Below are 14551 nucleotides of genomic sequence, written 5' to 3'. Positions count from 1 at the left end.
GAGATCGTCCGCTGTTACCACCTTCCATCCGCAAGACCTGAAAACGGCTCAAAGCGCTTTCCATACAGACGCGCGAGCGATTCCAATCCTCTATTGACTTCGTCGGGCGTCATGGCCTGGCGAGCCCAGATGAGAAGCCCGCCTCGAAATGCGGGGAACCCGATGCCGTGAATCAATGCAAAATCCACTTCCCACGGATGCCCGACGATTTTGTCGCGCAGGCAACGGACAGCCTCATCGACCATCGGAAGAAACAAGCGGCGGTGAATGATCTCGTCAGACACGGAGCGGATGTCCGGAGAAGACCCACGACGATACCGGTCAATGACCTCGCAGGCCTGCGCGTTCTCCCTTCCCTTCTTCCAGAATGTCAGAGGAGGCCTTCCGTCCGGAACCAACTGCCTTAGCAAGGCATCACGAGATTCAATGCGAGAACCCAGGACGGAGAGTGACGTCAACACATGCATGGCCACCGGCAGACCGATCAAATCGAGAAGTTCCAACGGACCCATCGGATGACCGCTATCCACGGCCATGCCGAAATTTCTGGCCACCTGATCAACGCGTCGAATCGGCACTCCTTCCGCCACCAGAATCACGGCTTCAGCGAGGTAGCGCGAGAGAATCCTATTGACGAGAAACCCGGGACCGTCCCGCACGATCAGCGGGAACTTACCGAGACGTTTCGCGATGGTACAGGCGTGCGCCAGCGCTCGTTCGGAGGTACACGGCGCCCTCACGATTTCCACCAACTGCATCTTCGCGACAGGGTTGAAGAAGTGAAGACCGACGCACCGTTCGGGTCGAATCGCCTTGGCTGTAATGTCGGCCAGCGTATACGATGACGTATTCGTGGCAAACACGGCCTCGGAGCCGGCATGGGATTCGAAATCTGCCAGCACCGTGCGCTTGACATCGAGCTTTTCAGAGACGGCCTCGAGGGCGAAGGGAACGGAACCAACGTCCAGCATGTTCGTGGTAGGCGCAATCCGCATCATCCGGTACCGCAGTTCCGAAGGAAGGATGATCTTCTTTCGCACTTCCATCGTTCGTGCTTTCTGAATTCGTGCCATGGCGGCGGCGACAATCTCCGGAGCAATGTCGCGTAATGCGACGGCATATCCTTTATCGGAAAGCAGCCCGGCAATCTGCGAACCCATGAGACCCGCTCCGAGCACGGCGACTCGATCTACGGCCTCGGAACCGGTCACGGCCCTGCGCTTGATTGTTTCGCCAGACAGGAACAAGCCGACAAGGTATCGGGAGACCGGACCTGCCATCAGTTCCAAGAGGCGTGGCTTCTCCTCCGTGAGTGATCCGTCCAAGATGCTCATCTTCATCCCGCGTTCGGCGGCATCGATGGCGAGGAGCGGGGCCGGATAAAAGTGCCGAACGCGCTTGATGACACGATATCTGGCATATCGACACATCACAGAGCGAATCACCGAAGCGTCAAGAAGCCTCCGGGTCAATGTCCTGACAGGAGCCGCGGGGCGCCGCCGGGCGGTTGCGATGGCAACTTGAAGGAGTATTTCCTGCTGAATCGCGTCGAGCGTCCGGATCCGAGACGAAATCGACGAGACCATGGAGTCGGCAAGCCCCATTCGCAATGCCTGGCGGGGAAAAATCATCTTGCCCGTCGTGATCATGTTCAACGCCGCAGGCAGTCCGATGACGCGAGGGAGCCGTTGTGTCCCGCCGAATCCAGGCAGGATACCGAGTCTGACCTCGGGAAGCGCGAGACAGGTCTTCGGATGCATGCTGACGATCCGGGTATGACAGGCGAGAGCGAGTTCCAATCCGCCGCCCAGACAGGCCCCTTCTATGGCGGCGACAAACGGTTTTTTTGACCGCGCCATCCCGTCAAACGCCTGGTGAGCCGTCAGGACCAATTGTTCGATTTCCTGAAACGCATGCCGTTCCTGCGCCTGGTGCATTTGTTCGAGGTCGGCTCCCGCGCAGAAGTTTCCTTCTTTGAGACTCACCAACACGACGCCGGCGACCACAGGAGACCGTTCGGCCACGCGAACCACCTGTTGCCATTCGGTGAGACTCTCTGTATCGAGTACGTTGACGGACCTGCCGCGATAATCGAAGCCCGCTAGGAGGATGCCGTCAGGAAGCACGGTTGTTTGGAAATGCCTAAGACCGGCCAGGCTGTCGAGAAAGGGGTCCCGCTCAACCTGCATAGCTATTTCCTCTCCAACATCATGGCCACACCCTGCCCGCCTCCGACGCAGGCGCTGATGAGCGCCCGTTCCGCATTGCGCCTTCTGAGTTCGTAGAGTGCCGTCATGGCCAGTCGAAGTCCCGAGACTCCGACCGGATGCCCGAGGGCGATCGCGCCGCCGTGAGGATTGAGATCGTCGGGAGGGATCTCGCCCAAGCGTTCGGTCCATCCATACCGGCCGAACTTTTGTTCCATCAGAGAGGAGGAATCGAGCGTTCGGGTGATGCCCAGCACCACCGAGGCGAAGGCCTCATTGATCTCACACACGGCGAAGTCCTTGAGGCTCAGCCCGGTTTTGGCTAACAGAGCCGCAATCGCCCCGACAGGAGCCATGCCCATGCAAGATGGCTCATACCCAAAATCCGCGTAGTCTCTTATGTAACCGAGAATTGGCAGGCCGAACGCAGTTGCCTTTCCTTCCTCCATCAGCAACAAGGCTGCAGCCGCATCCGTGATCTGAGACGAATTGGCCGGCGTGACTGATCCATAGTGTCGGTCGAATACCGGTTTCACCTCGCGAAAGGTCTCAAGCGAGGCGTCTTCACGGATTCCGTTGTCCCGAGCCACGCGGGCACTCCTCTCCGGGACATACATGGGGACGACTTCATCTTCGAACAGACCCTGCTTCCAAGCCCGCGCAGCCCGGGTATGCGAACGAACGGCAAATGCATCCTGTTCTTCGCGAGAGATGTGGAACGCCGGATCCTTGGACATATTCTCGGCAGTCGCCCCCATGATGAGGTCGCACATGGGATCGGTGAGGCCCATCATCAAGCCGATTCGCGGCGGATAGCGCTTCAAATTGAGAATTTTCGGAAGAAGACCAACGGCGCCGGCAACGCGCTCACCGAGGCTGCGCGCCTTGCCATAGCGCAGCAGCAAATCGGCGACGGTCTTGTCATAGACGATGGGAATCCGGCTCATGGACTCCATGCCGACCGCGAGCACGGCATCGGCGTCGCCGCTTCTGATGCGGAGACTCGCGTAGTACAACGCGGTCACGCCGGAACCGCAGTTCTTTCCCGCTACGGTATCGGCTGGAATCGTAACGGGAAGCCCGCCGGTCACGGCCGCCACACGAGTCGGGTTCACCGCGTGCATCGGCGTCGCGACATTGCTGCCGAGCACACAATCGATGGTGGTGAGGGGAAGATTCCAGCGATGACAGCGGGTGATGAATTCGCGAACGACCCAGGCGCCCAGGACTTCCGCGTCCGTGTCCCGGAAGTCTGTTCCTTCCTTGCACAGCGGGGTTCGAAATCCGTCGACGACTACGACATTGCGCATCGTGCAATCTCCGTCCCGAACCGGAAAGAAGAATTGTCACTCGCCTATGCCCGTAGGCCTGTTGCATCCCTATCGTACCACGATAACGGCCATTCAGCTCATGGTTGCCTCGCGAAACCCGCCTCCCGCATTGGAGGGGTGTCTTTTTGACGATCGCGTCATGACACGATCGTCCCGATGCAGTACAATGGATGAGATCCCGGCATCGTAGAAGTCCGTCAAGGGACCGCTGCGCATGACACCACCGGAGGTATTTCAGGGTTCCGTCGCAGTCGCGGAAACCGCCCGCGACAAAGTCCCCTACACCGGATTTCTTGCCGGTCTCTTCGTGTCCGACGTCCGCTGGCACCTGTTCAGTTCGATCCGCCTCCCATTCATCAGCGTGCAAGCTCAGGAATTTCTCGAGCGATTCAAGAGCACACTCCTTCCTCTTGATCCGGAACGGATCGATTCCGAGGGAGAGTTGCCCGAAGCGGTCATGAAAGATTTGGCCCAGTTGGGCGCATTCGGCATTAAAATTCCACGATGCTACGGCGGCAAGGAATTTACCCAATCCGAATACCAACACGTCGCGACATTGTGCGGGAGTGTCGATTCCTCCCTCACTGTCCTGCTATCGGCCGCACAATCAATCGGGGTGCCTGAGCCCCTGCGCCTGTTCGGGACGGAGGCTCAGAAGACGGCCTATCTGCCCCGGCTGGCCCGGGGTGAACTCTCCGGGTTCGCGCTGACGGAACGGCATGTCGGCTGTGACATTTCCAAGGTTGAGACCTACGCCGTGCGCGTCAGGGAACAGGGCCAAACCACCGGCTATCGTCTGAGCGGGGAGAAATTCTTCATCACCAATTCGGCCAAACGTGATGGCGAATTCCTCTCGTCCATGCTCGTGGTGATCGCGCGCATCGTGGACCGCCCCGAGGAAGTGCAGGACCAAGCTGCCCCCAAACGATACGGCGCCTTCATCGTGGAGACTCACTGGCCAGGATGTTCCGTCACCCGGCTTCGCTTCGAAGGAGTACGAGCGATCTACAACGGCGCCCCGACGTTCGATCGCGTATTCGTTCCCGTCGACAATCGGCTCGGAGGAGAAGAGGACGGTCTCAGGATCGCGCTCGCCACCCTCACGGTGGGTCGGCTCACCTTGCCAGCAGCCTGTTTGGGAGGGCTGAAGCAGTGCCTCTCTGTCATGCGATGGTGGGGGCGGAAGCGGGTCCAATGGAACAAGCCCATCGGTGAGCACAATTTGATCGGAGAGAAACTGTGCCGGACGGCGGCATACTCGCTTGCCCTTGAAGCGGTGATGGCCTTCTGTGGAGCATGGGCCAACCGGAAGGGCGACCTCAGATTGGAATCCGCGGCGGCCAAGATCCTGGGTAGCGAGTGGTACTGGGAGGCGGTGAACGACCTGTTCCAAGTCCGCGGCGGACGCGGGTTCATGACAACCGAGTCGCAGCACAAGAGCGGTGAGCCGGCCATTGCGGTGATGCGCATGCTGCGGGACGCGCGCATTAATCTCGTATGGGAAGGCACGAGCGAGATTCTCCGCATCTGGATGGCACGCGAAGCGCTGTCTCCCTACATCGATCGGGGACTGGCCTTTCTCAGGGGCACATGGTCGGACAAACTCACCATGCCGCTGTATTACGCACGCATGGCGATGAGCTCGATCTGGCCCTTTGGAGGATCTCCTGCCTCTTCCGCCTCGGTCGGACAAGATTATGCACGCTGGGTCCGCTTCATCGAATCCTCGTCTCGGGATCTGACGAGATCAACGCTCATGTCGACAATCCGCCACCGACAACGTCTGCACAACAAACAATTGCTATTGCAGCATCTGGTCAATGACAGTTTGTGGATTTTTCCGATGGCGGCAACGATTTGGTATGCGTCTCAGCCTGACAAGCGGGACAAGCCTGGCATGCAGGCCCTCGTCGAGTATTTCTGTGAATCCGTGGCGGATCGGTTGCATCCCTCTTCATCACTGGCAGGCAGAGTACAGCAACGGGAAAGAGATACACAGGTCTACAGTCTGTCCAAGGCGATCATGGACGGTCAATACGCATGGCTCGAAGAAGGGATTCTGCCTTGCGTCAAAGATGAACCAGCTCTTCATGAGACGCCGCGCTCCAGCACTACGAATGCCTCTCCATAGCCGGATCAACGCTAGGCTCGCCTCCATGACCGAGTTAAAACCAACAGTGATTGTCAGCGCCGTACGAACGCCGATCGGCGCCTTCAACGGTGCGTTCGTTTCGGTCCCTGCCACCAAATTGGGCAGCATTGTGATTGCCGAAGCGCTGAGGCGCATCGACTTGCCACCTGATCGTGTGGATCAGGTGCTGATGGGTTGCGTGCTGACGGCGGGACTCGGCCAGGCCCCCGCCCGGCAAGCCTCAATCGGCGCTGGGATTCCCCACTCGACCGGAGCGACCACGATCAACAAAGTCTGTGGATCAGGCATCGAGGCGGTCATCATGGCGTCTCGTGCCATCTCGCTAGGGGAAGCGAATATCATCGTCGCAGGCGGTATGGAGAACATGACCCGTGCCCCTTATCTGCTGGAGAAAGCCAGGCAGGGCTATCGTCTTGGTCATGCGGAGTTGATCGACAGTATGATCAAAGACGGCCTATGGGATGTGTACAACGACTTCCATATGGGCGATGCCGGCGAGCTCTGCGCGGCGAAGTATGGCCTCACAAGAACAGAGCTCGACGATTTCGCCTTGGAAAGTTACCATCGTGCCCGGCATGCCATTGAAGCAGAACTATTCACGCCTGAGATCGTGCCGGTGAATGTGCCGCAGAGGAAAGGCGCTTCTCTGACGGTCCGTGACGATGAAGAACCGAATCGAGTCGACCTGAACAAGATGCGCGAGCTCAAGCCGGCATTTCGGAGTAACGGAATTCTCACAGTCGGCAACTCACCCTCGTTCAATGACGGCGCAGCCGCACTGGTCTTGATGCCGGAAGAGACCGCCGCTCAACTGGGGCTGAAACCGATGGCACGCATTGTCGGATATGCGGGAGCTGCGCTAGCGCCGGAATGGCTGACAATCGCGCCGGTGGAGGCCATCAGACTGGTTATGAAGAAAATCGGTCTTTCATTGGCCGACATTGATCTCTTCGAGATCAATGAAGCATTTTCAGCCGTATCGCTTGCGATCAATCGTGACTTGGGACTTGAAGGTACGAAGGTGAACGTCAAGGGTGGAGCGATCGCATTGGGCCATCCCATCGGGGCCACGGGAGCCCGCATACTCACGACCCTTCTCCATTCCATGGCCGAACGGGAAGCACGGCGTGGACTCGCCAGCCTCTGCATAGGAGGCGGTGAAGCACTGGCCATCGTCGTGGAGCGGATCTGAACCCGGCCTTACGCGCGCGAACGAAATCCCGCATGGCTCCGGTGTGACTCTCATCCGGCCGAATTCTCCGCCGTTGACCGGATGAAGCCGCCGATGTTAGCCTCCCGACGTCTTGATGGCCATTCGTTCCACATGGGGAGGCTGTGTGAAATTTCTTCTCCTGACTGCTGTCTGCATCTGTAGTTCTCTTTCCCTCTCCTCATGGGCGCAAGACGCGCCAGCCTCAAAAGAGGTGGACCTGCCACAGGAGGCAGCGCTCAAGCCCTGGACCGGCGATCTGGACGGGATGATTCAACGGCGCGTGATTCGTGCGCTCGTCGCTCCCTCTCGCACTTCCTATTGGCTCAACGGCGCGAGACAGACCGGCGCCGAATATGAAATGCTCAAAGCCTTTCAGGAAGAAATCAATAACCGCTACCAGACTCATGGAAAGCATATCCGCACCCACGTGGTGTTTATCCCGACCTCGCGCGACAAGCTGATTGCCGGCCTGTTGGAAGGGCGAGGCGATATTGCCGCAGGCATACTGACCGTGACCCCGGAGCGCATGGAGAAGGTCGATTTCGGCGCTCCGTTCTTTCGCGGCGTCAAGGAAATCGTCGTCACCGGGCCCGCGTCGCCCAAGCTCACCTCGATCGACGACCTTTCCGGGCAGGAAGTGTTCGTCCGTCCATCGTCCAGTTACTGGACTCATTTGGAGCACCTCAACGAAAGGTTCGCGCAAGAACAACGGCCGCCGGTGCGCCTCAAGGCAGCCCCGGAAGACCTCCAGGACGACGACCTCCTGGAGATGGTCAATGCTGGATTCGTGGGAATCATCGTGGTCGACCAGTACCAGGCGCTCTTGTGGTCTAAGGTGTTCAAGAAGCTCACCCCCCACAAGAAGATCGTCGTCCATGCCGGCGGCGACTTGGCCTGGATGATCCGAAAAGATAGCCCCAAGCTAAAGGAGGAGATCGCCGCGTTCGCGAAGGCCTACGGACAGAAATCAGACTTCGGGAAGGCCCTCGTCAAGAAGTACGGGGGCGATGGCAATCCCCGTGTGGTGAAACAGGCCACGTCCGCCGGTGAGATGAAGAAATTCGAGGCGACGGTCAAGTTCTTCAAAGCCTATGGAACCCAGTATGACATGGATTACCTGCTGATGATCGCACAGGGCTACCAGGAATCGTTGCTTGATCAAAACGCCAGGAGCGAGGTCGGCGCCATCGGAGTCATGCAGCTGATGCCGGCTACCGGCAAGGAGATGGATACCGGAGACATTACGCTGATCGAGCCGAATATTCACGCCGGGATCAAATACGTGCGGTTTCTGCGGGATGATTTTTTTGCAAAAGAACAGATGGATGCGCGAAACAGAACATTATTCTCGTTTGCCGCCTACAACGCGGGGCCGGGCCGGGTACAAAAACTCAGAAAAGAAGCGGCACAGCGCGGCCTCGATCCGAACGTCTGGTTCAACAACGTGGAAATCATCGCCGCCAAACGGATCGGCGAAGAAACAGTTACCTACGTCTCCAATATTTACAAGTACTACATTGCCTATAAGCTCGTCGAAGACCAGCGGGCGGAAAACGAAAAAGTCCGCAATGAACTTCGGCATACCGTCTCCGGTTCCCCCTAGGGATACGCATGGCAGGTCAACCATTCGAAGGCGTCTCATGACACTTCAAGGATTGGTGCGCAACGTCATTTTCGCAGGCGGTCTCTGCACTCTTGGCGGATGTGCGCTCTTTGCATGGGACGAAGCAGGCCCGGGGCCGGAAACCGAGTCTCAGGTGGTCGTCGTTCCAGTGGAATCTTGTTCCGACTTATGGAAGCATTACTCGGATGAGGCACGGCTCATCACCGACGATCAGGTCGAATGGCGCGCACACGATGACCGAGCGGTATTGTATCTTGGACAGTTCGGTGGGAGTTGCAACGCCGCCGATACCAGAGACGCCGCCGCGTCAGACCTTCGATGCAAGGCCCTGTGGGACGTGTATCTGAAGGAAGTCGGACAAATGACCAAAGACGACCGCACCTGGCGCGATCACGATATTCAACAGAGCGAGGTCATGAACAGGATCAGAAGCAGTTGCGAAAAGACCGCCTGCACACTTCTGCCTGGCATTCGATGCAACGCGCCGAAGTCCGCCATGCCCTGAAAAGGGCCATGGAACCTCCCTTTCGCGTTCTCACACTCTGATGAAAAGTCGCTCCCACTGTTTGTGCTTACCGGAGGGCACCGTCCGGTTGCCAGGAAATGCTCGATCCAATACCTGAAGCCGGCTCATCTGTGAGACCCGTATGAGACGCCAATCAGGCAATCTGCCAGAGCGACTCTCCCCTTCAACCTGATAGACAAGAAGTTGTTCGCTGCCGTTCATCTCCCCGTAGTCATGCGGTTCTGCAATGCGCCGGAGCCTCTGGTAGGTAAACTCAATAAGGTGCTTCTGCCCGATCGCCAAGCAGATCTTGTCATGAAGTTGTTGGTCCTTCGATCTCTGCTTCACTGATTGACTCTTATGCCCGACGGCACTGCTATGCAATGGAAGTTTGACGGAAGACCTCGATCTGTCTCCTGGACTTCGCGGAAGTGGACAACAAAGATTCACGCTGGAACTAGCAGCCTAGGCGTCTTATATTGATTGCATGGAGCTGCATGCTTATCAGACCGTTGCTGACGCGGTTCGCGATCTTGAGAAACGGGGGTTCACTGCCAACTTTGAGATGATCGACAAAAAGTTTCAAGCGGCAGGAAGCGGCAGGACCTTCATGTCCGGAGATTTGAAGATTGTGGAACATTATCGCTTCGAAGGAGCCAGCGATCCGGAGGAACTTGCGGTGGTCTATGCGATTCAGGCGGTGGACGGCACTCGCGGCAATCTGGTCGATGCGTACGGAGCCTATGCCAATCCCGATCTTTCAGCTTTTTTGAAGGATGTGCCGATCAGCGAGCCGTAACCTTCATTCTGTTCATGCTCAAAAACTCCGGGCGGCCAAGCCGGCCAGCCTATTCGGTATCAAGAGTTCGCTATCTGTTTAGCTGATCCCTTGAATCAGCTGCGGCATATATGATTGTCAGCCTCCGGACACTCTTTGCCTTACCTGCAACAGGGTCCGAAGCCTCATCGCTATTTCTGTGATTTCTTGTCATCCGACTTCCAACGACAGATCACGCCGTTATCCCCCGATCCTCCGCCCACATCGCAGGCCCACGGCTTTTGAGATGTGGCGTTGGGAAACGCCACCCCGAACATGGCGCCACCCTGGTTGACCGGGGTATCGCAGGGCTTGCTATCGCTGTTTGGCCCTCCATATTGGCTTGCATAGCCATAAATCGTCGGCAGTGCGCTGCACATGGGAATTGGACCGGCTGGAGTAACCGGCACGGTCGTGCCGCCCGGGGCAAAGATCACGCGATAGGCCGTGGCGTCGCCGCCGTACACCTGCGGATCATTGGGCCAGGTGTACGCTTTTGGAAGGACGTTATGCAATGTATCGTCGCCGATGCATTTCTTCGGATCCGACGTGACGTCTGTGCAGCGACCGAAGGGAGGCTGTGTGGAATAGAATTGAACGTTCTTCACCGGATCGACGTAGCCGTATGGATAGGTGCACACGTTCGGATCACAGATGGCATTTTTGATAAATGCCCGGCCCTGACAAGTGTGATCAAGGGGGGACTTCGGATCCTTGAGATCCCAACAGGCGCCGCCCACCGGACAATCGCTGTTCTGCGTGCACTTTCCCCTGGCCGGTCCATACTGACTCGGATCGCCCAAACAAAACGCTTTCCAGAGATAACACTGCGAGTTGTGGTCTGAATCGTCGCAGTTCTCAGGTGGAGGGGCCGGATACGCATACTTTGCACAGTTCGAAAAGCACGCGACCGTGCTGTCCCCTCCGACCGGTTGACCATTGTTATCGACAATGACGAACGCACGTGTGCCCGACGTGAGATCAGAGCGCTTCAGCCGAAACGTATCCAGACACTGACCAGGAGCCCGCAAATCCTCACCGGCCTTGCTCAAAGGATATTGCTCCGCCAGCCATTGGATGTCATGTCCACCTAATGCATCGAACGGATCATGGGGACTGCTGTTGAGCGGCTGAATATCGATGGTCAGGTTGACACCGTCGACGGCGCTGATGTCTGGAGAATCTTTGTTGTAGTGAAGGATGGGCTTGTCCGGCGGAAGCGGAGCCACCACCGGCTCATAGAACGTCCACTCCGCAATGGTCGTTCCAACTGAAGCGCCCTGCTTGGCCGCACTACAGTCATATTTTCCCCCGCAGCCACCCGTCTCGCATTGAGCACGGTCCGACGCAATATCATACCGGCAGCCGGTCCGCGCCCAGAATCGTGGACCTACGGCATCACAACTCTGCACCCCCGGGGCGCACTTGGTGTTCTCCCATTGCGGTGGAATGTCGATAGTCAGGACGTTCGCCGTGCTGCCGGGGGTAAACGGTGCCATGACCCAGGTTTTCTCCCTCGGGAAAACAGCCGTGAGCGGTATGGGTCCAGGCTGTTTTGCCGCATTGGCCGCACCGAGCAACGTTTGATTGGAACAGTTCACAAGTTGGACGACGCGATGGGCCGGTAGAGTGGGTGTGGGAACGGGAAGGTTGGCCCAACAAGAATCAGCTGGGCTGCCTTGCCGTCTCGCGCTGACGAAGCTCTTGCCACGACGATCTCCCGCAGCTCCATGACCTATGGCGTCCTCCCTCGCCGGGGCAACCGAACCGTCAGAACCGGCGATCCGGTCGTTCGTACTGCTGCATCCTGTCAGTTCCACAACGACCACAAGGACACAGACAGAGGTCAGAACCATGCGTGGACACACCGCCGTAACCGCGCGCGACAAAAGCGTATCGAACATACCTACCCCCCCATCTAATGAACACTAGTTCGCTTGAAGAAATCTCTCATCTCACGCCAGTGCATGACAGGAACAATGCTCTCAGTACGATGCCTTGAAGCTGTTTTCTGTTTAGCCAATTGTCGCTGAAGAGGAAAGATTTCAGGATTCGCCTTGGGAACTTTCGCATGGTAGGCTCCGGGCACCGAGAGAAGCAGGAAGCAAAGGGCCAAACAATCCCCTCTCATTCCTCATCGACGTCCCGTTCATTGAGCTGTTGAATCGATCTTGCATTATGGCCGATGAGCGAGACAAAGCGCTGGATGTGCGCAGCCGTGATGTATATTGCCTCTTTAAGGACAATCCAATGTACTCCCTCAGTACAGGGAGGCGTGGTGAGCGAGCCGTCGTAGGCATAATGGTGAAGGTTGCGGGGCAACAAATCCTGAGCATTAAAAAACAGGTCCCGGACCTGGTCTTGCTTACTACTCGGAATCCGATCCCACACTTGAGCCAATGAAGGGATCTCCGGCCCCTGCTCCATCAACACGGCGACGACGACGAGATGCCCGGCTTGGTCCCGATGCACCAGATGCGCTTCCATTGGGTAGGTCTTACCGTTCAATTGGTGCTCACTGGGCTCGTGGAAGTGAAACTCCTCCAAATCATAGGCGCGTCCGGCCACCTCGAGGGTCCCGCCGGATTGATAGTCCACAGTGATCGTGTGATGGCTATTCAGAATATGAACGGGAGCCGGGTGGTAGTGAACCAACAAACCGTCATGGACTTTGGGCTGATGAACGGTCTTAATATTGATCGGCGATTGATGGGTGCCCTTCTCGCAAGCCGCAGTGCCGGAACCCAAGTCGCCTAACTTGGAAGGGCCGTCGCTGACAGGAGAGGATGAGACGATATCTTGGCCGAACGATGCAACAGCGGCTTCAACTGCAGCCAGCTCCTCGGCAATAGCAGGTCCACCAACAAGAACGCAGACTATGCCGAAAACAACCGTTAGGCCAACCCGCACTCTCTAGCCCCTAATCGCACTAGTGAGAAAAAATAGCGACCTTTTCTGACAAAACGGGCCCTACTGTAATGAGTTCACCTACGTAGGGTCAATAGTTCTTATAGCCGATTGACATAAGCACAGCCGTTATCTATGCCGCCAATGACCGACCAGCAAGAGTGCCCAAGCATTCGGCAGCCACACGGTTACCAGCAGTGTGTTGACAAACTACGTGATGACCTCGGAAATGGAGTCGCGTCTGAGGTCACGGGCGTCATTAGCCTGCCCTGAAGGCTGCTCAGAAAGGCCGTCCAGCAAGGCTGCAGCGAGGTCCGCGGCGCGAAGAATAAGCGGACGGTGAGCGCCCAGTGTGTTGAGGCGAAGCGTATTCTTTCTCACCCGCCCGCCCACTGACTGTGGGAACAGTCGTTTTCCCTGGCCGTACGCCGAGCCTCTGAGCGATGCGAGAACGCCGCTGGAGGACTTTGTCAACAGCCTGCTAGAGCCTTGTTTAGAGGTTCTGCAGCTGTTCGTGAAGTGATTGCTACAAAATTGTTCGGACAGTTGCCCGAGGCTTTGCGCCTGCGATCAGAACTTGCCGAGAAGGGTGTCGACGGACAAGTCCGTCCTCAAGCCGTTGGCCGCAAGCCATTCAGGATTGAAGATCCTGGATTGATACTTCGCGCCGGAGTCGCAAAGGATCGTCACGATGGTCTGCCCCGGTCCACGCTCAAGAGCCATCCGCACCGCGCCGGCGACGTTGATGCCGGAGGACAAGCCGAGAAAAAGCCCTTCTTCCCGCAGCAGCTGATAGAGGATGGTGAGCGCGTCCTGGTCGGGAATGCGCCACGCACCGTCAACGGCAATGCCCTCGAGGTTTTTGGTCACGCGCCCCTGGCCAATGCCTTCGGCAAACGAATCTCCGTCGTTCGTCTCCGTGTTGCCGTTCGTGAACCACGACCACATCGCCGCGCCGTAGGGATCGGCGCAGCCGACGAAGATTTTCGGATTCCGCTCCTTTAGATACAGCGTCGTTCCACCCAACGTCCCGCCGGTGCCGACGGCGGAAACAAAGGCGCTCACTTTCCCTGCGGTCTGCTCCCAGATTTCAGGGCCGGTGGTGCGATAGTGCGCGCGGCGGTTAGCCGTATTGTCGAATTGATTGGCCCAGAACCAGCCCTTCTCCTCCGCCATACGCCTTGCAACATGGTTGTAGTTACCGGGGTTGGAATACGGCTTCTCCGGCACGGGAAGGACTTCCGCACCCAATGCGCGCAGAAGGTGGATTTTTTCTTGTGACTGGGTTTCCGGAATGACAATGACGCAACGGTAGCCCTTGGCGTGGCCGATCACCGTAAGGCCGATGCCGGTGTTCCCAGCGGTGCCCTCGACGACAGTATCACCGGGCCGCAGCAAGCCTTTGGCCTCGGCGTCTTCAATGATGCCAAGCGCGGCTCGATCCTTCACCGACCCGCCTGGATTCATGAATTCGGCCTTGCCGAGTATTTCGCTGCCGGTTAATTCCGAAAGGTGGCGAAGGCGGATGAGCGGGGTGTTGCCGACATGGCGGTCAACTCCATGATAGCGTGAAGCGTTCATCTACTACGTTTGCCGTTCCAATCCTGCGATCCGGGTAGGCGTCCTGTGCTGATCCGGTCCCTGGATGGCATAGATCGTATGGGCAGCGATTTGGATAGTCGTTGAAGCAGCATCACGATCCGGAACAGACGGTTGTCGATTGCATGCACGGATTGTACACGAAAGAGGGGATGAAAAATCAAAGGGCATTTTTGTCGTTGGAAATTTAGAAAAA

The 14551-nt window shown here is 57.5% G+C and carries 11 protein-coding genes; 5 read left to right on the top strand and 6 right to left on the bottom strand.

Features of this window, described 5'->3' with window-relative positions; translation table 11 throughout:
* Positions 1-14: 14 nt before the first annotated feature.
* Complete coding sequence (locus W02_RS20195; RefSeq protein WP_173051019.1) at positions 15-2189, bottom strand: 3-hydroxyacyl-CoA dehydrogenase NAD-binding domain-containing protein; 2175 nt, start codon at positions 2187-2189, stop codon at positions 15-17.
* A 2-nt stretch (positions 2190-2191) separates the two neighbouring features.
* The gene (locus W02_RS20190) at positions 2192-3517 is read right to left on the bottom strand and encodes a thiolase family protein (RefSeq protein ID WP_173051017.1); all 1326 of its coding nucleotides are present in this window, start codon (positions 3515-3517) and stop codon (positions 2192-2194) included.
* Positions 3518-3752: 235 nt separating this feature from the next.
* Between W02_RS20190 and W02_RS20185 the strand changes: the two genes are divergently transcribed.
* From W02_RS20185 to W02_RS20170, 4 genes are all read left to right on the top strand, one after another.
* Positions 3753-5669 carry an acyl-CoA dehydrogenase family protein gene (locus W02_RS20185; protein ID WP_173051015.1) on the top strand — a complete coding sequence of 639 codons (1917 nt, stop codon included), beginning with the start codon at positions 3753-3755 and terminating at the stop codon, positions 5667-5669.
* 25 nt (positions 5670-5694) lie between these two features.
* Positions 5695-6882 carry an acetyl-CoA C-acetyltransferase gene (locus W02_RS20180; protein WP_173051013.1) on the top strand — a complete coding sequence of 396 codons (1188 nt, stop codon included), beginning with the start codon at positions 5695-5697 and terminating at the stop codon, positions 6880-6882.
* A gap of 145 nt (positions 6883-7027) precedes the next feature.
* The gene (locus W02_RS20175) at positions 7028-8506 is read left to right on the top strand and encodes a transporter substrate-binding domain-containing protein (RefSeq protein WP_173051011.1); all 1479 of its coding nucleotides are present in this window, start codon (positions 7028-7030) and stop codon (positions 8504-8506) included.
* Positions 8507-8543: 37 nt separating this feature from the next.
* Positions 8544-9032 carry a hypothetical protein gene (locus W02_RS20170; protein ID WP_173051009.1) on the top strand — a complete coding sequence of 163 codons (489 nt, stop codon included), beginning with the start codon at positions 8544-8546 and terminating at the stop codon, positions 9030-9032.
* Between the two features lie 30 nt (positions 9033-9062).
* Here the strand turns inward: W02_RS20170 and W02_RS20165 are convergent, their stop codons facing one another.
* Complete coding sequence (locus W02_RS20165) at positions 9063-9380, bottom strand: hypothetical protein (RefSeq protein ID WP_197742081.1); 318 nt, start codon at positions 9378-9380, stop codon at positions 9063-9065.
* 139 nt (positions 9381-9519) lie between these two features.
* Between W02_RS20165 and W02_RS20160 the strand changes: the two genes are divergently transcribed.
* Positions 9520-9831, top strand: coding sequence for a phosphoribosylpyrophosphate synthetase (locus W02_RS20160; RefSeq protein ID WP_173051007.1), 312 nt, complete (start codon positions 9520-9522; stop codon positions 9829-9831).
* A gap of 170 nt (positions 9832-10001) precedes the next feature.
* Here W02_RS20160 and W02_RS20155 read toward each other — a convergent pair whose 3' ends face one another.
* From W02_RS20155 to W02_RS20145, 3 genes are all read right to left on the bottom strand, one after another.
* A complete protein-coding gene (locus W02_RS20155) occupies positions 10002-11753 on the bottom strand; it encodes a thaumatin family protein (RefSeq protein WP_173051005.1) in 1752 nt (583 codons plus the stop codon).
* 223 nt (positions 11754-11976) lie between these two features.
* Positions 11977-12759, bottom strand: a complete 783-nt coding sequence (locus W02_RS20150; RefSeq protein ID WP_173051003.1) for a carbonic anhydrase — start codon at positions 12757-12759, stop codon at positions 11977-11979.
* 567 nt (positions 12760-13326) lie between these two features.
* Positions 13327-14337 (bottom strand): cysteine synthase A, encoded by a 1011-nt coding sequence (locus tag W02_RS20145; RefSeq protein ID WP_173051001.1) that lies wholly within the window; start codon positions 14335-14337, stop codon positions 13327-13329.
* Positions 14338-14551: the final 214 nt, after the last annotated feature.

Origin of the sequence: Nitrospira sp. KM1, from assembly GCF_011405515.1 — a bacterium.
Taxonomy (GTDB): Bacteria; Nitrospirota; Nitrospiria; order Nitrospirales; family Nitrospiraceae; genus Nitrospira_C.
The sequence above is the reverse complement of the archived record's forward strand: the minus strand, read 5'-3'. Positions and strand labels throughout refer to the sequence as shown.

Coding starts and splice junctions, on each gene's coding strand:
- W02_RS20170 (WP_173051009.1), top strand. CDS start 8,544: ATGACACTTCAAGGATTGGTGCGCAACGTCATTTTCGCAGGCGGTCTC.
- W02_RS20180 (WP_173051013.1), top strand. CDS start 5,695: ATGACCGAGTTAAAACCAACAGTGATTGTCAGCGCCGTACGAACGCCG.
- W02_RS20195 (WP_173051019.1), bottom strand. CDS start 2,189: ATGCAGGTTGAGCGGGACCCCTTTCTCGACAGCCTGGCCGGTCTTAGG.
- W02_RS20160 (WP_173051007.1), top strand. CDS start 9,520: ATGGAGCTGCATGCTTATCAGACCGTTGCTGACGCGGTTCGCGATCTT.
- W02_RS20155 (WP_173051005.1), bottom strand. CDS start 11,753: ATGTTCGATACGCTTTTGTCGCGCGCGGTTACGGCGGTGTGTCCACGC.
- W02_RS20185 (WP_173051015.1), top strand. CDS start 3,753: ATGACACCACCGGAGGTATTTCAGGGTTCCGTCGCAGTCGCGGAAACC.
- W02_RS20145 (WP_173051001.1), bottom strand. CDS start 14,337: ATGAACGCTTCACGCTATCATGGAGTTGACCGCCATGTCGGCAACACC.
- W02_RS20190 (WP_173051017.1), bottom strand. CDS start 3,517: ATGCGCAATGTCGTAGTCGTCGACGGATTTCGAACCCCGCTGTGCAAG.